This is a genomic window from Vagococcus sp. JNUCC 83 (assembly GCF_053667615.1).
In genome coordinates this window covers 2006386-2028467 of sequence record NZ_CM132204.1, presented here as the reverse complement: position 1 = coordinate 2028467, position 22082 = coordinate 2006386, and the positions used below count along the sequence as shown (strand labels likewise).

The following is a 22082-nucleotide window of genomic DNA, read 5'->3' as shown; positions in this document are numbered from 1 at the left end:
CAATTTTATGATAGAAGAAGAGAATAAACCAAAAAAAAGAAAGCGTAGGCTGTTATTATTACTTTTACTTTTGTTATTTATTATCGGTGGTTTTTTCATCTATAAAATTTTTTTTGACAAACAAACTGAAGTAGTTACTGTAGTCGCAGGAGATTTTTTACCTGAGGGGAAAGATGCTTCAAAAATGACTGAAAAAGAGTTGACAAAGTATGCTCAAAAAGCAGTAGACAGCAGTAATTTTAATATGAAGATCGTTTCAGAAGCTTATTTTAATAAAGATACAATGACAGGAGATTTGGCAATTCAAAACCCACCTCAAAATTCTCAGCCTGTAAATGTCATAGTTACTTTAGATAGTAATAACACTGTTCTTTATGAATCAGGAGCTATTCAACCAGGAGAAGAAATAAAAGAAGCTACATTACTACAAAAATTAGGTTCAGGAACGTATCCCGTCACTGCAACATTTGATATCTATAATCCAGATACAAAAAAAAAGCAAGGACAAGTTAAAGCGTTATTAACTATTATAGTTGATGAATAGATATAAAAATAGAAAAGGAGAATATATTATGAAAAAAACATTATTAGGGTTATTAGTTGCAACAAGTGTAGTTGCTTTTACAGCAGTGCAGGTATCAGCAGATCAAAAAGGAGACGATCTAGGTACTAGAGATGGCTCTAGAACATACATTGGGGAAGATAGTGCGACTATTCCTGTACAAGGAACATTAGGTGTGGATAATACAAATCCGGACTCTCCAATTGATGAAAGAGATAAAGCTTGGATAAATGTAACAGTGCCCACTCAAACGTACTTTTATTCAGCAGGAACAACAGCTAACTCAGCAATTACTTCACCAAAATATACAATAAAAAATAATTCAGGTAGACCTGTAATCGTTAATTTAAATGGATTAACTGAAAGTGGGGATCCAGCACAATCAGGTGGAAAGAAAATTAGTGATACCACAACTAGTAACAAAAATGTTGAAGTTAACTTAATCTCTAAAGGGGGAGTAACACATGCTTCTTCGACTAATATTATTAAAAATGGCTCTCCAGTAGCATCATTAACAAGTGAGTTGACTCGATTAGCTAACCAGGAAGGAAAGAACAAATCGTCAGAAGAAGCTGTTTCTGGATCTAATATTTTGACCTTTAACTATGCAGGGGCAATTGGATCAGATTTAGGTGGTGTTTACAGTAGTAATTATACATTAGGGCTGACATTCTCTGTGCCTTCAGATTGGAAATAGGATTAAATTTTAAGTTGTGAAGGAGGACGGTTATGTCTAATCAAGTAGATATAACAGGAATAATTGGTCAAGAAGAAACGGTACAGATACACCAGACACCTTCTTCGAATACAATTGAAGTCTCTTCAGTATCAAATACGTACTATGGTGAATTACCTAAAACTAGTGAGTATATGAATATATATATATTAGGACTAGGGCTAACAATTATATCTATTTTAATTATGATATTTTATATGAGAAAAAGTTCGCAAAGTCATAATAAATAGATAAGTAATAAAGTTAAGCCATTTTTGATGTGAATACTATTGATAAGAATGGACTTTACTCGAACGAGGTAAATATATTTTTATAAGAAACCCCTCTACTGGATGAGGTAGCTTAAATCTCATTCAGTAGAGGGGTTTCTTTCTTTTATAGTATGATGTTAATTATATTGATTAACATATGAGTCAGACCAGAAATGTTTGGCAATTTTTTGTCCTTGATCAATTTTTGCCCACTGTTGCGCTTGGGTTAATTCATTACCACAGTCACAAGAAGCAAACCCGCATTGATGAGACAATAGTAATCGTTCTTTTGGTAAGATTTGGCTCGCTTTTTCGAGTAATCGATAAATTCGATCTTCTTCATCTAAAGTAGCTGTTTTACTTGATAATAAACCTAATACCACTTCAACGTTTGGTTTGTCTTTTAAAACTTCTAGAGCAGAAATATCACCTGCACGTTCATCGTCCCACTCTAAAAAGAAACGGTCATAATGTTGTTCTCCTAAGAATTTTTTAGCAATGGTTTGGTAACTTCCACCAGCTGCATGACGACTTTGATAGTTTCCACGACAGTTATGTGTCCACACTTTTAAGCCTAGAGAATGTCCGAAATCTGCGACTTCATTGTTAATTGCGATAAACGTATCTGCCAAATCTTCAAGGTTGTCATTTCCTTCTGCAAAAAAGCTATCTTGGTTATCAGATGAGAACAAAGTCCATAAACAATCGTCAAATTGGATAATCTCTCCTCCAATTTCTTTAAATTCTGTTAGAAATTCTTTGTACGCATTAATGAGTCCTTCTTTTAAGTCCTCAGCCGTTTGATAGACTTGTCCGTCACCGTACAGTCCATTAAATACAGTCAATTCAGTGAAAGCATGAGCTGCTCCCCATACAGTTAATTTAGCTTGTGTGTCTCCTGCATCTTGTTTTACTTTTTTAAAGATGTCTAGAAAATGATGATGTTTTCCAGATAATGGTGCAACGATACGAATTCCGATATCTTTACGTGTTTCAAAGTGTTCGCCATCATGGTCTTTAAATGCATATCCGTGATCAGAAATGAAACGTTCTACGCCACTTAATCCCCATAAAAAATCTAAGTGCCATAATGATTTTGAAAACTCGCCATCAGTTATGATATCAATGCCATGCTGAATTTGTTCATCTACGACTTCTTTAATCGCTTTAGATTCCACGTCTTGATACCCAGGAAATTCTTCGTAAAAAGGATACGTGATATCATCTCGTACCTCAATTTGTTCCTTATAATCTAATAATTCTTTTGGTCTAAGTAGTGAGCCTACTAATTGAAATTTTGATAATGTCATGAAAAATCCCTCCGTTTTTTAAGTGTTGAACGTATTGTAACAACAATTATTAAAAATAGATAATATGTATTTATTTAATGATATAATAGGTAAAACCTATAACGAGAGGGAGGAATATATGCGTATACAACAGTTAGAGTATTTAGAAAAAATTGCAGAAACAGGATCGATCAATGAAGCAGCGAAACAATTATTTATTAGCCAACCTAGCTTATCACAAGCTATGAAAGAGTTAGAAAAAGAGTATAACATTCAATTATTTTATCGTAGCAAAATAGGAATCACATTAACGAGTGAGGGACGAGAATTTATGAATTATTCTCGGATGATACTGGATCAAGTGAATTTGTTGAATGGACGATTTAAACAAGATACCTCTCGGAAAAGGACATTTAGTGTGTCAGCACAGCATTATGCCTTTGTGGTACATGCTTTCGTTGAACTAGTAAAAGAAGTAGGAAAAGAGGAGTATCATTTTACACTACGAGAAACCATCACAGAAAATACCCTAAACGATGTGCAAACATTCAGAAGTGAGGTAGGGGTTATTTATTTAAATGATTTTAATAAAACCGTATTAAAGCGATTGATTTCAGAAAAAGATTTAGAATTTATTCCATTATTTGATGCCAAGCCTCATGTGTTTGTGGGACGAGATAATCCATTGACCCAAAAAACGAGTCTAACATTAGATGATTTAGAAGAGTATCCTTATTTATCCTATGAACAAGGAGATACGAATTCTTTCTATTTTTCGGAAGAAATACTAAGCACCTTACCCCATAAAAAACATATACAGATTAGTGATCGGGCCACTATATTTAATTTAATGATTGGTCTGAACGGTTATACCATTAGTTCTGGAATTATCAGTAGTGAATTGAATGATGAAAAAATTGTGGCAATACCTCTTGAAGTAGATGAAACATTAACGTTAGGATACTTAAAACATAAAAAAATTGAGTTAAGTCAAGTAGCGCAAATGTACATAGAAATGTTAAAACAACACATCAATCATTTTGGGTTTGACGTTTACGAGTAGTTTTATAAACTGTACGTATGATATAGAAATATGTTAGACTATAAAATAATTTCAAGACATGTATAGTAATTATTTTAAAGGAGGTCATTTATGACAATTACATTTGATTATGCGACACGTCAAGATTTACCAACGATTGTAGATATTTATAATCAAGCCATTCCAACACGACTATCAACAGCAGATACTCATCCTGTTTCTGTTGAATCAAAAGTTAGTTGGTTTGAATCTTATAATCAGACAACGAGACCGTTATGGGTGATAAAAGAAGATGATATGATTGTGGGATGGGTGGCTTTGGAAGATTTTTATGGGCGGCCTGCGTTTAATGAGACAGCTGAAATCAGTTTGTATATCGATCAACATCATCATGGTAAAGGATTAGGACAACAAGCACTTGATTGGGTGTTTTCTCAACAATCGACATGTCATGTGACGACCATTATGGCTTATGTTTTTACTCACAATAGTGCAAGTCAAAAACTATTTTTAAGAAATGGTTTTGAAAGATGGGCTCATTTACCTAATATAGCTATTATGGATAATAAAAAGTATAGCTTGGATATATTAGGAAAAACATTTATATAATACAAAAACACACGTGGCAGATTCTTTATTGATAAGACATACCATGTGTGTTTTTATTAAAATGGATTATAGGTCACTGTATTGTCTTGGGTATTATCCACTTGTGTATTTTGTTGTTTAACAGCTTCTTGAGCAGCTGTGACTTCTTTTTTTAAATCACGAATTGTGTCATCTTTTGTTTTTAATTCTTTCGCTTGTTTATCTACTGTTTTTTTGAGTGTATCAATCTCTATTTTAGATTGTGCGATATCTTTGTTATTTTGTTCTACTTTATAAATACTTATTCCAGCAAATGATATTAAAGCAAGCAATAAAATTAAATTTAAAATACCTTGTTTTGTCATTATATCAACTCCCCATATTATCATATCAAAAAACGTTTTAGTTTCATATATATTTATAGAAAACAGTTAAAATTACTATCATTATTCTACTGTAAAAGGGTGTCCAAATGTTTTGGCTAAATTTATGATGGCCTGATTAAATTCCGTTTGAAATGTATTCGCTTGATGAATTTTTTTATTGACTATCAAGCTAATGTAAATTTGAGGCGGTTGTTCAAGTTCAATCTTAATTAATTCATTGTTTCCACGTACTAAGATGTTACTTAAAAACGCAATCATGTTAGTAGAACCTGCGATAGAAAGCGCGGTTTGTATCTCTTTTGTATAGATTGTTTGTATATTGTTTAAATGATGAGTGCTTACCCAATCATCAAAAATACGATGATGCATGTAACCTTTCTCAAGCGATATAAAAACAGACTCCTTACAATCAAGAGGAAGCACCTTTTTTTTGGAGGCTAAATGGTTATTTTTTGATACCCATAAAGCCATATCTTCTTGTTTTAAAGGAATTTGAATGAGAGAGTCGTCATCAAACACAGGTTCATCGCTTCCAATAATTGCTAGAGGTACCGTGCCTTTTTTAACGAGTTCTAACATAACATCTGAACTTTCTTCTTCAATAAATTTCATTGATGAAGAAAACTTCTCAAGATGTGGTAATAAATGGGACATAAAATAGCCACCTATTGTTGGTAAGAAACCAAAGTACACAATTTGATGTTTAAAATCATGAATTTCTTCTTCCGCTTGTTCAACAGACTTTAAAATTTGATGAGAATAACGATATAAAATATCACCAGTTTCCGTTAAACTAAGCTTCTTGTGAATTCTTTTTCTATCAATAAGAACAGTATCTAGTTCGTTTTCTAGTCGTTTAATAGCCATAGAAATGGAAGGTTGTGAAATGTAAAAATGTTCAGCAGTTGTAGTAAAACTAAGGGTTTTAGCAAGATGATTAAAGTAGGATAAATCTTTTAAATTCATAAAAAGCTCCTTTTTATATTGTGAAAAAACACTCATAAGCAAAATGTATATAATGTCCATTTATATAAGTAAATCTTATAATATCATAAGGAAATGATATTATCAAAGGAATACTTATCATGCTATATTTGTGTCACTAAAACGTTTACAAAACGAAAGAGGGTTGATTTTAATGAAACAAATCAAGCAGCTTTTTTGGATATTTTTATTTTCATTAATGGGCGAAATAATCTCCGCGTTATTATCTAAATATATAGCAATTCCAGGAAGCGTGATTGGTATGGTGTTATTTTTCTGTGCTCTTCATTTCAAATGGGTCAAAATGGAGCAAGTAGAAGAAGCGGGAACATGGTTAACGAATAATATGGGAATATTTTTTGTCCCAGCAGGTGTTGGATTAATGGCAAATTTTGATGTGTTAGCTGATACGTGGTGGCAACTACTTGTTATTATGGCTATTACCACAGCCTTAATGATGGCGTTTGTTGGCCGAATTGTTCAAGCTATTAAGTCGAAAGAAGTGGAAGCGGAAACAAAAATTGTGGCTGTTCCTGAAGAAAATGAGGTGAATGCAGATGTTGTCTGATGTGCTAGAGAGCCCATTTTTATGGATTAGTTTAACCATTGGGTTGTATTTAATAGCGGCTAAATTAAAAGAGAAATGGCCAAAAAATCCATTATTTACACCGTTAGTTTTTGCTATAGCAATGCTAATACTGATTTTAGTATTTTTAGATATACCACTTGAAACATATAAAAGTGGGGGGCAGTTTTTAAGTCTATTTGTTACTCCTGCTACAGTGGCACTAGCCATTAAATTGGAACAAAATTTTGTCTATTTGAAGAAATACTACCCAGCTATTTTGACTGGAATTTTCAGTGGTGTAATATTCCACACAATAATGATTTATGCGTTTAGTATATTATTTGCTTTTGAGGAAGAGATGGGGGCAACATTGATACCTAAATCGATTACAACTGCGATTGCCGTAGGAGTATCCGACTCTCTTGGTGGAATTGTATCACTCACAGTGGCAGTGGTCGTCTTTACAGGCGTCATTGGGGCGATGATTGGCCCAACTGTCTTCAAATTATTTAACATCACAGATCCTGTGGCCCAAGGGGTTGCGTTAGGGAGTTCATCCCATGCGATGGGAACGGCTAAAGCAATTGAACTTGGAGATGTTCAAGGAGCGATGTCTGGTTTATCAATTGTGGTAACAGGTATTACCGTTGTTATATTAGTACCTTTTACAGGACCGATCACAGCTCTTTTATTTTAATTAATTTTTGGGAATAACATTTAAAAAAACAAAAACAAAAAGGATGAATGAAAAATGACAGAACAACAAACATATAATGCACCAACAATCGAACAAGAAATCGAAGTAATCAGCACCTATAGATTAGAAGAAGCAGCGAGTAAAGTCGTTCCTAAAGGTGGATTTGATTACATCTCAGGTGGATCAGGAAAAGAGTTTACTTTACAACGTAATGATGAAGCATGGTTAAGTAAAGGGATTTTACCTCGTGTTTTAGCTGACGTGGAAAACCCAGATACTTCTACATCAATTTTTGAACATGACTTAAAAGTTCCCTTTATTATGGCGCCAATCGCCGCTCACGGGTTAGCTCATGCGACCAAGGAGGCAGGAACAGCAAAAGGGATTTCAGAATTTGGTGGGACAATTATGTCAATTAGTGCTTATTCTGGTGCAACATTTGAAGAAATTGATGCCGGATTAAATGGTAACCCACGTTGGTTCCAAATTTATATGAGCAAAGATGAAGAGATGAACAAAAACATTTTAGATGAAGCAAAAGCTGATGGAGCTACAGCGATTATTTTGACAGCGGATGCAACATTAAGTGGAAACCGTGAACGCGACTTAGACAATAAATTTGTTTACCCGTTTGGTATGCCAATTGTTTCTCGTTATTTAACAGGTTCAGGAGAAAATATGTCGTTAAATAACATCTATGCTCAATCAAAACAAAAAATTGAACCAGCAGATGTGAAATTTATTGCTGAATATTCTGGGTTACCAGTATTTGTCAAAGGAGTACAAACACCTGAAGATGCAGTATTAGCAATAGGTGCAGGAGCAGCCGGTATTTGGGTGTCAAATCATGGTGGGCGTCAATTAGATAATGCACCTGGGTCATTTGAAGTATTGGCAGAAATTTCAGAAGCTGTAGCAGGACGTGTGCCAATCGTCTTTGACAGTGGGATTCGTCGTGGAGAGCATATCTTTAAAGCATTAGCTAGTGGAGCAGACATCATTGCTTTAGGTCGTCCAGTACTATTTGGTTTAGCTTTAGGTGGATGGAAAGGTGTTAAATCTGTCTTAGAATATTTTGAGTCAGACTTAAAACGTGTGATGCAATTAGCAGGAACACAAACGATTGAAGATGTAAAACACGCAAGATTATATGATATGAAAAAATAATTAAATAGCATTAAAAAGAGGCTGACCCAAAAGTAAGTTTTTAAATGAAAATCACTAAACTAACAAAACAGAAATCCCATGAAATCAGTATTGTAATAAACTGATTTCATGGGATTTTTCTATTTTAAGACTTTTGGGTCAGCCTATTTTTTTATTTTGTAATAACCGAGTGATTTGGTATAGGTTATTAAAAAGGTATAAATGCTTTATTAGACTCTCAAAACAAATAGTGGTTTACTTAATTATTAAGAATTTCTTTAGATGAATCCCTTATAATTTTATTATAAGGGATATTATTATATGTTTTGAAAACCACCTGCTATGCGGGTGGTTCTAAAGAGCTTTCAGCGTGGTATTAAAAAAGCCTCCTAAAATGATAAGATAAATTTGGTTTCCCGACCACAAAATATCAATCATATAGGAGGCTCCTTATGAAAAAGGACAATCAAAGTTTATCACACACAACATGGAAATGTAAGTATCATATAGTTTTTGCACCTAAATACAGACGACAAATTATTTATGGAAAATACAAACAAAGTATCGGAGAAATACTAAGGTTATTATGTGAGCGAAAAGGTGTTGAAATAATTGAAGCTAGCACATGTAAAGATCATGTTCATATGTTAGTAAGTATTCCACCAAAATTAAGTGTTTCAGGATTCATAGGTTACTTAAAAGGAAAAAGCAGTCTTATGATCTTTGACAGACATGCTAATTTGAAATATAGATATGGTAACAGAAAATTTTGGTGTCGGGGTTACTATGTTGATACAGTAGGACGAAATAAGAAACAAATTGAGGAATACATAAGAAATCAAATTCGAGAAGATTATGTAGCAGATCAACTAACATTATTTGAAGAATATGATCCGTTTACAGGAGAGAAAAATAAAAAGAAATAATAGATCCTTTTAGGATCAGCGAGTGAATGTGGTGCATGAGGGAAACCGTTTCAGTGAGCCTTTCAGGCTCAAGCCGGTAATAGAGGCTTTCAGCCGAAGAACAAACCTCCAGTTCTCACTGGAGGTTTTGATTTCACATTATATCTGATTAGGAATATACTTGCCTCATACTTAATAAAGGGAGGTTTTTCATATGGCTAATTATGAAAAAAAAGAAGACAAAGTAATTGATAATGTGGTAAAAGTTTTAAACGAATTGGATACTAACTTGGATAAATTAGATCAAGTAGAAGAAGATACTAAAAAACATAGCGTGAAAAAATGGTATTATGAATCTAAAGCATTACATAATATTAAACGTATTTTACATGATGTTGAAAAATACGAAAAATACGATGAAAAAGAATTGGATAAAATTGAAAAAGAGTTTGAAAAATACGGTGTATAATTAAAAAGGCAATCTATTTATAGGTTGTCTTTTTTTGTTGTATCAATGAATTGTTGATTAAAAATAAGTAATTGGAAAATAGAAAGAACTACATAGAAACGATTGATATTATCCCAAAGTCAATATAATAAAGTGACGGTTTTCTTTTGTTAGTTAAAAGAGAAAGTCGTTGCGGTATATTTGAGTTGTTTTAACTCCTAGGCTAACTAAATCTTTATGTAATGAATTGCTAAATGGATAACTTGTTGAAAGGATAACGTTCATTGTATGTTCGTTGAGATGACATATTTCTTTTTTTAACGCATGACAATCTAATTTGTTATGAATATATTGTGAAGCAGGTTCACGTGTTACATAGATTGAGTATGAAAATTGTTTGCATGCATTGTTTAAATCTTTAAGTAGTGATAAGTCAAAAAGATCATTCTCATAAGAAACGAGAGTGTAATATAAACTGTGTAAGTAACCTACCATCCTAGGTAGTGGGTTGCTTCGCGGTTTTTCTTTTTTTACAATAGATTAAAGGAGTGAGAAGCTGTGGCTAAAAAGAAAAGAGACCAAAAATCAGCGAAGTTAGCTCAATCAATTATTGACATCTATCAACCAGAATCGGTTGAAGATATGCAAGAAGCTTTAAAAGATGTTTTTGGACCGATGTTTGAAGCTATGCTACGTGGAGAATTAGATAATCATTTAGGTTATGAGAATCAGTCAAGACAAGAAAAAGAAACTCAAAACAGACGGAATGGATATGGAAATAAAAAGTTAAAAACAAGTTTCGGTGAATTAGACATTCAGGTTCCAAGAGATAGAGATGCTTCTTTTGAACCAGAAATTATTCCTAAAAGAAGCAAAGACGTTTCAAGTATTGAAAGTAAAGTTCTTTCTATGTATGCCAAAGGCATGAGTCAACGAGATATTGCCTCGACAATTGAAGATATTTATGGCTTTACTATTTCTCATGACATGGTGTCGGATATCACAGATCAAATATTATCAGAACTTGAGGAATGGCAAATCAGACCTCTGGCCAAATGCTATGCCTTCTTGTTTGTTGATTGTATGTATGTCACTCTAAGAGAAAATTATGAAGTGAAAGAATGTGCAGTGTATACAATTCTTGGCTATGATTTAAAAGGAAATAAAGAAATTTTAGGCCTTTGGTTAAATCAAACAGAATCAAAAAACAGATGGATGCAGATTTTTGATGAGATTAAAGAGCGTGGAGTTGAAGATATTCTATTTATTTCAATGGACGGCGTATCAGGACTTGAAAATGGTGCTAAAGCTATTTTCCCAGGCGTTGTGGTTCAACGTTGTTTAGTTCATTTAGTTAGAAATGCCCTTCGCTATGTACCAAGTAAGAGTTATAAAGAAGTTTGTAAGGATATGAAGTCTTTTTACAGCGCTTCTTCTTTAAAGGCTGCTCAAACAGCTTTTGATACCTTTCAAACAAAGTGGGCTATTTATCCAGGAGCTGTTGATGTTTGGAAAAGAAATTTTCAACATGTTGAACAACTATTTGATTATGGATCAGCTATTCGAAAAATAATGTACACAACAAATGCTGTAGAGAGTGTTCATTCAAGTTTCCGTAAGGTAACTAAAAAAGGCGCTTTCCCTAATGAGAATGCCCTTCTTAAGCTGCTATATCTTCGAGTAAAAGAACTTCAAAGTAAATGGGAAGGTGGACACGTTCACAATTGGGCTATGGTGCTTAATCAATTAACTGTTAATGATTCTTTTTCAAAACGAGTTGAAAAATATAATCGGTACTAATCAAAATAGGTTGGATATATATAATTTGACAACGAGTCTCTCGTCCTGTGAATTTTTATCGGGACAAGAGCTTTATTAAAAATGCCCTCTTATCCTCGAAGATTATCACAGGACGACTCATTGTCAAATTGTCGTTCTATTATTATTTAAAATTACTTACACACTTAACTTGACAAACCCACAAGAAGTGGGAAAATGAAATATTCGTACAACTTAGCACCTCCTTCCAGTCGCTAGACTATCGGATAGGCGACATTCAATTATATCATATTCCCTAATCATTCTCTTTAAATACTACTAAAACAATCATCTTATTCATATGATTAAAGTACACTCATAATTTACTTACTCCAATTGTAAAAGAGCATCGCACAATTAGAACTCCTTTAAAACAAAAACTAGATTTTGACCTTCTTTTACAAATGTCAGTTGAACATATAAAATATTTTATAGTAATCTAATGCAGAAAATCCATCATCAAATACTTTATAAACATTATAAATAGTCTGCTTTAATCATTTTAATAACTTAGCACCACGTATTACTTTTTTTCGTGTATGATAATAAGATTATATTAAAACGATTTCATATATAGTAAGATGTATACAGTTCATTTGTGGTTACCTTCCTTGTTTTTTTGTCGGAAATACAATCTGAGTGTATCACAAATGATTTTTTATTTGTCTAGCTTAATTTTACAATCAGCGTAGCTTTAAATTAAGATTTTAAAATTTGGGAAGAATTATTTTAAGATTAAATTTTATAATTTTTTTAACTTTTAGTAGAATCCTATTATGTCTTAGATTTTCCTACTAAAATTTTAAGTCATACTCTTTATAAAAAAACATACCTTTAATGAACAAAAAAATGTTATGATACATTTATAAGGAGGAGATACAATGAAAAAAAGAAAAAGTTTAAATGTTTTACTCGCTTTACTATTTATTTTTTTAGGTGCAAATAAAATGTATGCCGTTTCAGCAAATGATGAACTAACTGTTTACCGACAGCCTTCTGGTATTACGTTTAAAGCAGCTATCAAAGGGGATGAACATTTCAATTATGTGACAACAGAAAATGGAGAAGTCATTTCTAAAGGTGAAGACAACTATTGGTATTATGAGCAAAACAGTAAAAAACGAAATAACGATTCATATAGTTTATCTAATGCTAAGGTAGGTATTGATGCTACTCCAAAAAATAGTGTTACAGAAGAAATATTAGCAGAAATAGAAACACCTTATAATGAGTTAGAAATTGATACAAAAGAAACAACATCAACAACAAAAAACAGATCATTAAACAAAACAGAAAATTTGTTGGTTATACTTGTTGACTTTAATGATATACAGACAAAGTATTCAGAAAAAGAGTGGAGCAATATTATATTTGGTGATACAGCACCTTCACTCAAAAATTATTATTCAACCATGACAAACAATTCTCTCTCAATTGAGCCTGCGAGAGAAGCACACGATAGTCAAAATGATGGGATTATTAAAGTTAAATTAAATCGCACACACCCTAATACGGGGAGTAAAATTTTTAGTGATAATCAAGCAATCACAGCAGATGCGCTAAAAGCAGCTAATTTTTTTATAGATTATAGTCAATATGACACCAATAAAAACGGACGGATTGAAGCAAATGAATTACACTTTATGATTATTGTTGCTGGACAAGAAAAATCTTATAATGATGTGACTGAACCTTCCGTGTGGGGACACCGTTGGGCATTAAATAGTGATCGAGTGACATTGGATAACACAGTTCTTGATTACTACACACAATTTGGAGAAAAGCACGGAGATCACCAAGCAACTGTAGGGATCATTGCTCATGAATTTGGGCATGACTTAGGTCTTCCAGATTTATATAATACCGGATGGACCGATACAAGTGGGATTACAGTTAAAGATGGTTCTGGATTAGGATATACAAGTCTAATGGCTTCAGGTAGCTGGGGAGCTAAGGTTGGAGAATATTCTGGAAGTACACCAGTTGGTTTAGATGCTTATTCCAAAGAGATATTGGGGCTTCCTGTGGAAGTCATTAATGATTACGTAAGCAATAAGATTGTTCAATCTATAGATTCTGGCTCCTCTACGATTTTAAAAGTACTGACAGAGAGTCCACAATATTATTTTCTTATAGAAAATAGGCAATTTTCTGGATATGATGAGGGGATGCTAAAAACAAATAATAGATTACAAGCCATTCATTCTGGAGGGATTGCTGTATACAAAATAGATAAAAATTATACTGAAAATAAAACAAATGGAAGGCAGATAGTTACTATTCTAGATGCTAGCGGGGAAGAAACTTATTATCATAATCAAGTATTTGGAGCAGATCCTTTTTTCTATGTTGGTAAAGGAATGTATCAATCTGAACAAACAACAAAAATATCTAAAAACAGTATTCCGGATAATAACATTCAAACTGGGGATTATCGTTATGACGACAAACCAACATTTAATTTAACTATTACATCAAAACCTACTACTAAAATGCATATAAACCTATCTCCTTTTAAAGGAAAACTAGCAGTTGGTACTTTTTACAATTCAAATACATTACATGGAGAACCCATTGATTTTTCAGAAACAACTCCTGATAATCGTAATCAATTTAAGTCGTTTAACCTTGATGTTCATACAACTAATTTATCAGGACTTGAATATGCAACAAATCTTGAATATATTAAAATTGGTGGATACAACATAGGAGAAATTGAAGATTATACAGCATTAAGTGAGCTTACTAAATTAAAAACAATGTCTATAACATCAATGCCTACTAGTTCTGAAGATACAGAGCTAATTGCTAAGTTAACACAACCAGTCAATATTAATTTTATAAATAGAATGAAAGATTTGGAATCTTTTCACTTTTCTCCCAGACCTGTAAATGACCTTACACCTCTTAATAATTTGCCAAAATTAAAAAATGCAAGTTTATACAGTGGAGAGCCCATGACTATAACATTACAACCAACAAAAGTTTATCAAAATGAACTAAAAATAAAACTTCAAGATTTAGTAAAATACTCTGACCAATTCAATAATGCACATATATTAATTCACACAGCGGACCCTGGACTAAATTGGTTTCGCGATAGTATAGAATTCAATCTTACAGAAGATAATACTTTCACAGTAAGTAACCTTAATTCTGACATGTCTGCAATATTCCTCAGCGTTAGTGCATCTGTATATACTGATAATAGTGAATTTTATCATTCAGTGATGTTTAAGATACCTTTAATTTGGTCATAATTAATCCAGTAGTAATTAATCTTATATTATATGCTTTTGGTCGTTCCATAAAGATTACCTACTTTTTATTTACGATTGTTACTCTGATGTGATTAAATATGTTCTATTGCAAAGTTATATAACGGGAGGATTAAGATTAATTTCCATAGTTGATTGAGAAAAAACTTAGTTATAGTACACTATTAACTAGATAATATACTATTAATAGTTGTTAATTTACAATTATAATGAAAAAGAAAGGAAGGTGGTATGCATAAATAGCTTTATTGAGTCAGTTAAGAGTATTTGATCGTCCAATATTAACAGTCGATTACATATAACTATAGAAAGTTTTTGTTTATGTATTTAATTTCACATCTTGTTTAAAAAAGGAGAGTTTCATATGAAAAAATGGTTAGTTAGTTGTATTTTAATTTTCGGAATTACTTACACTTCGAGCGATACGGTATTCGCAGAGTTAAAGATTCCAAATATATCTGATACGGTTGGTCCTTTAGAATCACCGATAGGCAATATTAATAGTCGTTCAATAATTAATAAAAGAAATACTATTTTTTTACCTGAAAATGAAGTTACTGATATAAAAAAAATTCAATCGGATTATCAAAATATTTTTAGTAGTATTCCAAGTGGAAACAAGTTCTCTGTTAATCCTATATTAAGCAACGGAACTTACTCGTTAGGTACTTTTGCTCCAGGTTATCAAGAAGGCGTGGCTGATCAAATTAACTTTTATAGATCCTTGGCTAAGTTAAAACCTGCTCCTTACTCTAGAGAAGCGATGGAATTTACCCAACATGGATCCATTGGGATGGCCTCAGTAAGAAAACAAACACATAACCTTGTAAATGAAGTTAAACCAAAGGATATGCCTCAAGAATTTTGGAATATAGCTACAAATGCGACAAGTAGTTCACAAATTCATTCCTCATTCAAAGAAGAGACATTTACGTCCCACATAAATGGTTTTTTTACAGATTATGGAAGTGGAAATAAATCTACGGGTCATAGAACGTGGTTATTAGGCATGAGTGCATCAGAACTGGGAGCTGGTTATGCGAAAGCTAATGGAGCACTATCGACAGAAACAGCCAATTTTTATACGTCGGTTTATACAGCTTCAGATTATCCTGGAATTTCCACAAAATATACAGATGATTTTATTACACAATGGCCTACTGAAACATATTTTCCTATCCAATTATATAATCAAGATAATCCATACATGAGTGATTACTATAAAAATTCACAAGATGAAACAATCAAGAGCAAGTATGAAAAAAATATGCGTTGGTCAGTTCACTTTAATGAAAAGTCGTACAAGTTATTAGACAGCGCTACAGTTACGATTAAAAATAATCGAACAAACATTGTAAGTGATATTAAAAATGATGGCAATGGTGGAGAAATAACAGTTACCAACGCTAAGCCAGGTTACTATGCTGTTGGAGGATTTTCAACCTTGACGTTCAGACCAAATAATACGTTCGAAATAATACCTAATGACACATATACTGTGTCAATTACTGGAATATTAAAAAACAATTCTCCAATTACTTATAGTTACAGTACTCGTTTTATTGATATAGAAGGAGACTATCAAGTCAAACCATCATCAGTAACTGGCGTTTCAATTAGTCCTTCTAGTATTACTATGAGCATTGGAGAGAGCCAACAGTTAACTGGAAAGATATCCCCAGATAATGCGGATAACAAAGGAATAAGTTGGACTAGTAGTGATGATACAATTGCGACTGTTTCTTCTTCAGGCTTGGTCACAGGAAAATCCGCTGGTAAAGCTACTATCACCGCAAAAACAATGGATGGTGGCAAAGTTGCAACTGCTCAAGTAACCATCACTAATCCTAATGCCGATGGTTTTTTTGGAACGGTACCATGGGAATGGGATGATTCTACTCAAACGATTACTTTTGGAAAAGGTGAGTTTCCTGACACAACTTATGACCGTAATATTAAAGAGAATATTGAAGTCGACCCAGTGTTAAAAGGAAAAAAAATTAAGCACATTGTATTTAGTGAACCAGTAACATCAAAAACAAGTTTGAAAGGTTTGTTTTGCAATTTGTATAACCTAGAAACCATTAAAAATTTTGACAAACTTGATTCAAGTAAAGTAACAGGCATGTCAGGGATGTTCTATGGGACCTCTTCTCTTAAGGAATTGGATCTTACTACGTTGAAAACACAGAATGTAACGGATATTCAAAGTATGTTTAAGGCTGCATCTTCACTGACAACATTAGATTTATCCAATTGGGATACTCGTAACGTAACAAATATGGACTCTACGTTTTCTAATACTCGTTCTCTCACATCAATTAATATTAGTTCATGGAACACTAAAAATGTAACTGATATGGGATTAATGTTTAACGACGCAGTTTCGCTTAAAACATTGGATTTACAAAATTGGGATATCAGTAATGTAAAAGACATGAACAGGATGTTTTATAATAATAGTGCCCTCACATCAATTAATATTGATTCATGGAACACTAAAAATGTAACTGATATGACATTAATGTTCTCGAGTGCAAATTCACTTAAAACATTAGATTTATCTAATTGGGATACTCGTAACGTACAAGATATGAGTTCTATGTTTGCATGGGCATCTTCATTAACAACATTAAATTTATCTAATTGGGATACTCGTAACGTAAAATATATGGGTTCTATGTTTTATAATACTTCTAAATTAACGTCACTTAATTTAGGTGAAAACATGACATTTAAATCACAAAATATTGGACTACCCGAGATTACGCAACTTCCGTATACCGGTCGTTGGATAAATAAAGAGTCAAACAAAGTTTTCCCATCAAGCGCTAATTTATCGGCTGAATACGATGGCTCTTACCCAGGATTGTACATAAGAGAAAGTAACGCTAAAATATTTGGAACAGTACCATGGGAATGGGATGATTCTACTCAAACGATTACTTTTGGAAAAGGTGAGTTTCCTGACACAACTTATGACCGTAATATTAAAGAGAATATTGAAGCCGACCCAGTGTTAAAAGGAAAAAAAATTAAGCACATTGTATTTAGTGAACCAGTAACATCAAAAACAAGTTTGAAAGGTTTGTTTTGCAATTTGTATAACCTAAAAACCATTAAAAATTTTGACAAACTTGATTCAAGTAAAGTAACAGACATGTCAGGGATGTTCTATGGGACCTCTTCTCTTAAGGAATTGGATCTTACTACGTTGAAAACACAGAATGTAACGGATATTCAAAGTATGTTTAAGGCTGCATCTTCACTGACAACATTAGATTTATCCAATTGGGATACTCGTAACGTAACAAATATGGACTCTACGTTTTCTAATACTCGTTCTCTCACATCAATTAATATTAGTTCATGGAACACTAAAAATGTAACTGATATGGGATTAATGTTTAACGACGCAGTTTCGCTTAAAACATTGGATTTACAAAATTGGGATATCAGTAATGTAAAAGACATGAACAGGATGTTTTATAATAATAGCGCCCTCACATCAATTAATATTGATTCATGGAACACTAAAAATGTAACTGATATGACATTAATGTTCTCGAGTGCAAATTCACTTAAAACATTAGATTTATCTAATTGGGATACTCGTAACGTAAAATATATGGGTTCTATGTTTTATAATACTTCTAAATTAACGTCACTTAATTTAGGTGAAAACATGACATTTAAATCACAAAATATTGGACTACCCGAGATTACGCAACTTCCGTATACCGGTCGTTGGATAAATAAAGAGTCAAACAAAGTTTTCTCATCAAGCGCTAATTTATCGGCTGAATACGATGGCTCTTACCCAGGATTGTACATAAGAGAAAGTAAATAATTTAAATGTTAACTTTATGAATAACTAGTAATTAGTTCATTAATTTGTTGAAAATAAGGAAGTCAAACAGCTGATAGATAAGCGTTTATTATCTACTTGCCTAATGACTTCCTTATTTTGTGTTTTTATGTCTATAATAGTGAACTCGAACAGGGGATTTTAAGACAAAAATAGGACCATTTTTTGTGATAAAACAAAGAAAAGTGAGATAAAAAAATGTTATAATAATTAAGTAAATAATAAAAAAAATTCAACTAGTATCACATGTATAAAAAAGGAGTAATTAAATGAACAAGAAAAATATTGTTTAAACTTTATTCTAAAAGCATCACTTTTGGTATACTCGGGTTAATTTTTTCAACTAACGGAGATATTTTAGTTAGGTCTGAACAACGAGAGTGGACTGCTAATACAACAACTAACATAAAATACGGTGATACCCATTATGTTATAAAATGGGGTGACTATTTGGAATTATTGTCTAAAGATAGTGGCTTGACTATTAACACATTAATGAAATTAAATGCTTCAATTGTTAACAAGGACTTAATATACGAAGGTAATATAATTTATTTTGGTGATGATAATAGTGTCATAGTGAAGGATAGTCAAAATAATATTATCGCTACATCTCCTCTAACTGATGAAGATAAAATTGGAATAAAAAGGGCATTAACAGAAACAAAAAGTAAAGCAGATACTTCTGATTCTAGTACTTCCGATTCTAGTACTTCTGGTTCTAGTACTTCCGGTTCTAGTATTTCCGATTCCAGCACTTCTGATGGTTCTGTTGCAAAGTTAAAAAAATAAAATCAATTTCTATATATGAGTTAATCTTATACAGTCTATATCACTAAATTGTTTATTTCAGTGATGACTGAAAAGCCAAAGAGATTTCCGTCTCTTTGGCTTTTTTTATATAGAGCATGTACTGTTTCAATTCCTTTGATTGTTGAGGAAGCTGTCCTCATTGACTGAAATGATTTATGACGTTTCTTTATAAAACGATGATCCTGTTCAATTATATTGTTTAAATATTTACTGGTTCGATGGATAGTGTCCTTAAATTTTCCCTCTGATTTAAGCCGATTAAAGGCGCTACTTAGCGAAGGGGCTTTATCTGTTACAAGATCTCTAGGTTCTCCAAATTGTTTGATTAGCCGTTTAAAAAAAGCATAAGCTGCTTGTTTATCACGGTTTTTTCGTAACCAAACGTCTAACGTAAGACCGGATGAATCAATCGCGCGATAAAGATAATGCCATTTCCCTTTGACTTTTATATACGTTTCGTCCATTCTCCATGAATCATTGACAGACTTATTTCTTTTCTTCCATAGACAATAAAGAATTCGACTGTATTCTTGTACCCATCTATAAATAGTTGTGTGACAAACAGTGATTCCACGATCACTCATAATTTCGGATACTTGTCGATAACTCAAGTTATATCTCAAATAGTAGCCCACGGCTACGGTAATAATATCTTTTTTGAATTGTTTCCCTTTAAAATGAGTCATTTGAAAGCTCCTAATCATCTTTTATCTTCATTCTAACTTAAAACTAGATTAAATTAAAAACTTTGCAACAGAACCTTTTTCTTTTTAAGTGATTTATAATTTCTTTTAAAAGTTGCAGTTCGTTCAATTTTCATCGTTTAAATCTTTCATTAGATCATTAATATTATCAAAACTCGATACGTTATTATTTTCTATGTCTTCCAATGCTTTTAGTATATCTGGCTTTTTTAAGCTAACATCAAAAGGAATACCTTGTTGTAATACTACTTGAGTTAAAAAAATTTTTATAGCTCCAGTTACATCCATGCCTAAGTCATTTAGAATTTTTGTAGAATCTTCTTTTAATCTATCATCTAATCTTAAATTAATTTGTGCCATAAATCATTCCTCCTTGACTATATAGTAACATAAAACGCACCGATTGTATATGCAATGCTATACAGTAAGTGCGTTTTATATTTTAGCGTGATTCTATCATTTTCTTAAAGGAGTAAATAAATTATCGATAGAATAATCATTTTAAGGCACTCCTTTTTCTTCGTTTTTTTCAAACTTTTTTATACTCATCATATAATCAACATATACGCAATTAAAAAAAAGTAAAGATATTGATAACATAAATATGAAAACAGTATAAATTGTAAAATTTGCTGAACGTGTGTTTATAGAGAAATCGAGTATTTCAATTGTTAAATTAGGTCTTATGTTTAAATGTCTAAATAAATCAATAGTTAAATTTATAAATTTTAAATCTATTATTATAAAAATCAGTGGTACTAAATAAAATGTTATGATTCTATTTGTATCTATACTCATAAATTTTCTCTTCAAATGTATCAATCCCCTATTCTTATGATTTAGTGGACTCTCCAGACGTATAATTTAAGTCATAGCCTTCTTGTATGTTGTAAATATAAACATTGAAAGAAAAAGTATCATCTTCAATACTTTTCGCTTCTAGCTGAACTCCTCGAGCTAGTAATTCGTTCTCTTTAAATATTGGAGTGACTCTGTATCGTACGTGATTTTCAGTTGTTTCTATATACGTTTTTACTTGATTTTCATAGTTTAACATATGTGGTGTATTAAGACTTCTTGTCCCTGTCATTAAATTTTTAGGGTTGTCATTCTCTCCAGTCAACTGAAAACCGATTAAATGTGAGCGATTATAGAGCCACTGACCATCATCTAATCGTTTTTGATGCCATCCAGTCGGTTTAAAAGAAAGTCCTTCTCTTTTTTCTTTAGGAAAGGACTCTTTGCCAATTAGTGCATTAGCAACTCCAACACGATTTAATTGGTCTAAATCAGAAAATGTTTGCCATACACCTTTATTTAAAGATAGCTCATCATCTGTAAATGAAGGTATGTTATTATCTACGACTATCTCTTGATAGCCACCAGCATATTCAATTTTAAAACGGTCTGGTTGCTCCTGTGTAGCTACCTTTATCTTATTATTTGTTGAATTATTAGGTTCAAGGTCTTTTAAAACTGTTCGAACATTGCCACATGCTCCTAAGAGAAAAATTATGGTAGTGAGTATAGTTAAAAAGATTTTTTTCTTTCTCATTTAGGATACCTCTAATTTTCTAGACTTATTTTGCTTTCGATAGCTTCCTGCAAGAATTTAGATAAACTAATATTATTATTTTTTAACCAAAATTCTTGGTATTCTGGAATTGAAATCATTTTTTTAATTGGTTTATTACCAAATTTATTTAATACTTGGTTTAAGTCTGTTCTGACATAAGAAATAATATCATCTTTTTTCTTATTCATTTCAATGCTAATTAATTCATCTTCTGATATTTTCGGAAAAATGATATTTTCTTCGTACATATCAAATAATGTAAATTCAATTGACGATTGCCCAACACGTAGAGCTTCATTAAAGCTAGAAGCTGTTGCTATTATATTCAAATCTTTAATCGGACTAGTAACAAGATAATCATTTTCCCCTGTGTTTTCTGTTTTTTTTATCACAATAGGATAAACCAATTCATTTTTATTCATG

The 22082-nt window shown here is 32.2% G+C and carries 21 protein-coding genes; 14 read left to right on the top strand and 7 right to left on the bottom strand.

Annotated features, from left to right (window positions below; translation table 11 throughout):
- Positions 1 to 7 precede the first annotated feature (7 nt).
- Genes JNUCC83_RS09755 through JNUCC83_RS09745 form a run of 3 tightly spaced genes read left to right on the top strand, consistent with a single transcriptional unit; the run spans position 8 to position 1528 of the window.
- Positions 8 to 544, top strand: coding sequence for a hypothetical protein (locus JNUCC83_RS09755; protein WP_454459848.1), 537 nt, complete (start codon positions 8 to 10; stop codon positions 542 to 544).
- A gap of 28 nt (positions 545 to 572) precedes the next feature.
- Positions 573 to 1259, top strand: coding sequence for a hypothetical protein (locus JNUCC83_RS09750; protein ID WP_454459847.1), 687 nt, complete (start codon positions 573 to 575; stop codon positions 1257 to 1259).
- 32 nt (positions 1260 to 1291) lie between these two features.
- Positions 1292 to 1528, top strand: a complete 237-nt coding sequence (locus JNUCC83_RS09745; RefSeq protein ID WP_454459846.1) for an LPXTG cell wall anchor domain-containing protein — start codon at positions 1292 to 1294, stop codon at positions 1526 to 1528.
- 158 nt (positions 1529 to 1686) lie between these two features.
- Here JNUCC83_RS09745 and JNUCC83_RS09740 read toward each other — a convergent pair whose 3' ends face one another.
- The gene (locus JNUCC83_RS09740; RefSeq protein WP_454459845.1) at positions 1687 to 2859 is read right to left on the bottom strand and encodes a cobalamin-independent methionine synthase II family protein; all 1173 of its coding nucleotides are present in this window, start codon (positions 2857 to 2859) and stop codon (positions 1687 to 1689) included.
- A gap of 118 nt (positions 2860 to 2977) precedes the next feature.
- Here JNUCC83_RS09740 and JNUCC83_RS09735 point away from each other — a divergent pair, with 118 nt between their 5' ends.
- Together JNUCC83_RS09735 and JNUCC83_RS09730 are read left to right on the top strand one after the other, a co-directional pair.
- Entirely contained in the window at positions 2978 to 3901 is a 924-nt protein-coding gene (locus tag JNUCC83_RS09735) for a LysR family transcriptional regulator (RefSeq protein WP_454459844.1), read from the top strand.
- Positions 3902 to 3991: 90 nt separating this feature from the next.
- Entirely contained in the window at positions 3992 to 4489 is a 498-nt protein-coding gene (locus JNUCC83_RS09730) for a GNAT family N-acetyltransferase (RefSeq protein ID WP_454459843.1), read from the top strand.
- A gap of 56 nt (positions 4490 to 4545) precedes the next feature.
- Here the strand turns inward: JNUCC83_RS09730 and JNUCC83_RS09725 are convergent, their stop codons facing one another.
- Positions 4546 to 4833: a hypothetical protein gene (locus JNUCC83_RS09725; RefSeq protein ID WP_454459842.1), complete on the bottom strand. Its 288-nt coding sequence runs from the start codon at positions 4831 to 4833 to the stop codon at positions 4546 to 4548.
- 81 nt (positions 4834 to 4914) lie between these two features.
- The gene (locus JNUCC83_RS09720) at positions 4915 to 5820 is read right to left on the bottom strand and encodes a LysR family transcriptional regulator (protein ID WP_454459841.1); all 906 of its coding nucleotides are present in this window, start codon (positions 5818 to 5820) and stop codon (positions 4915 to 4917) included.
- A 172-nt stretch (positions 5821 to 5992) separates the two neighbouring features.
- Here JNUCC83_RS09720 and JNUCC83_RS09715 point away from each other — a divergent pair, with 172 nt between their 5' ends.
- The 9 genes from JNUCC83_RS09715 to JNUCC83_RS09675 all read left to right on the top strand — a co-directional run bounded on the left by JNUCC83_RS09715 (position 5993) and on the right by JNUCC83_RS09675 (position 19358).
- On the top strand, positions 5993 to 6406 hold the full coding sequence (locus JNUCC83_RS09715; protein WP_454459840.1) for a CidA/LrgA family protein: 414 nt from the start codon (positions 5993 to 5995) through the stop codon (positions 6404 to 6406).
- Positions 6396 to 7103 carry an LrgB family protein gene (locus JNUCC83_RS09710; RefSeq protein ID WP_454459839.1) on the top strand — a complete coding sequence of 236 codons (708 nt, stop codon included), beginning with the start codon at positions 6396 to 6398 and terminating at the stop codon, positions 7101 to 7103. The genes JNUCC83_RS09715 and JNUCC83_RS09710 overlap by 11 nt, the downstream gene beginning before the upstream one ends.
- A 54-nt stretch (positions 7104 to 7157) precedes the next feature.
- Positions 7158 to 8270: a lactate oxidase gene (locus JNUCC83_RS09705; RefSeq protein ID WP_454459838.1), complete on the top strand. Its 1113-nt coding sequence runs from the start codon at positions 7158 to 7160 to the stop codon at positions 8268 to 8270.
- A 431-nt stretch (positions 8271 to 8701) separates the two neighbouring features.
- Positions 8702 to 9175 (top strand): IS200/IS605 family transposase, encoded by a 474-nt coding sequence (gene tnpA, locus JNUCC83_RS09700; RefSeq protein WP_454459837.1) that lies wholly within the window; start codon positions 8702 to 8704, stop codon positions 9173 to 9175.
- 193 nt (positions 9176 to 9368) lie between these two features.
- Positions 9369 to 9623 (top strand): hypothetical protein, encoded by a 255-nt coding sequence (locus tag JNUCC83_RS09695; RefSeq protein ID WP_454459836.1) that lies wholly within the window; start codon positions 9369 to 9371, stop codon positions 9621 to 9623.
- A gap of 537 nt (positions 9624 to 10160) precedes the next feature.
- Positions 10161 to 11402, top strand: coding sequence for an IS256 family transposase (locus JNUCC83_RS09690; RefSeq protein ID WP_454459153.1), 1242 nt, complete (start codon positions 10161 to 10163; stop codon positions 11400 to 11402).
- Positions 11403 to 12301: 899 nt separating this feature from the next.
- Complete coding sequence (locus JNUCC83_RS09685; RefSeq protein WP_454459835.1) at positions 12302 to 14680, top strand: M6 family metalloprotease domain-containing protein; 2379 nt, start codon at positions 12302 to 12304, stop codon at positions 14678 to 14680.
- A gap of 382 nt (positions 14681 to 15062) precedes the next feature.
- Positions 15063 to 18548 carry a BspA family leucine-rich repeat surface protein gene (locus tag JNUCC83_RS09680; RefSeq protein ID WP_454459834.1) on the top strand — a complete coding sequence of 1162 codons (3486 nt, stop codon included), beginning with the start codon at positions 15063 to 15065 and terminating at the stop codon, positions 18546 to 18548.
- A gap of 468 nt (positions 18549 to 19016) precedes the next feature.
- Positions 19017 to 19358 (top strand): hypothetical protein, encoded by a 342-nt coding sequence (locus JNUCC83_RS09675; RefSeq protein WP_454459833.1) that lies wholly within the window; start codon positions 19017 to 19019, stop codon positions 19356 to 19358.
- 35 nt (positions 19359 to 19393) lie between these two features.
- On the opposite strand, the gene JNUCC83_RS09670 is transcribed toward JNUCC83_RS09675, so the two are convergent.
- The 4 genes from JNUCC83_RS09670 to JNUCC83_RS09655 form a co-directional block, all read right to left on the bottom strand.
- On the bottom strand, positions 19394 to 20065 hold the full coding sequence (locus JNUCC83_RS09670) for an IS6 family transposase (RefSeq protein WP_454459832.1): 672 nt from the start codon (positions 20063 to 20065) through the stop codon (positions 19394 to 19396).
- Positions 20066 to 20188: 123 nt separating this feature from the next.
- Complete coding sequence (locus JNUCC83_RS09665; RefSeq protein WP_454459831.1) at positions 20189 to 20443, bottom strand: type II toxin-antitoxin system RelB/DinJ family antitoxin; 255 nt, start codon at positions 20441 to 20443, stop codon at positions 20189 to 20191.
- A 472-nt stretch (positions 20444 to 20915) separates the two neighbouring features.
- On the bottom strand, positions 20916 to 21638 hold the full coding sequence (locus tag JNUCC83_RS09660; RefSeq protein WP_454459830.1) for a DNA/RNA non-specific endonuclease: 723 nt from the start codon (positions 21636 to 21638) through the stop codon (positions 20916 to 20918).
- 11 nt (positions 21639 to 21649) lie between these two features.
- Positions 21650 to 22081 carry a hypothetical protein gene (locus JNUCC83_RS09655; RefSeq protein ID WP_454459829.1) on the bottom strand — a complete coding sequence of 144 codons (432 nt, stop codon included), beginning with the start codon at positions 22079 to 22081 and terminating at the stop codon, positions 21650 to 21652.
- Between the last annotated feature and the right edge of the window lies 1 nt (position 22082).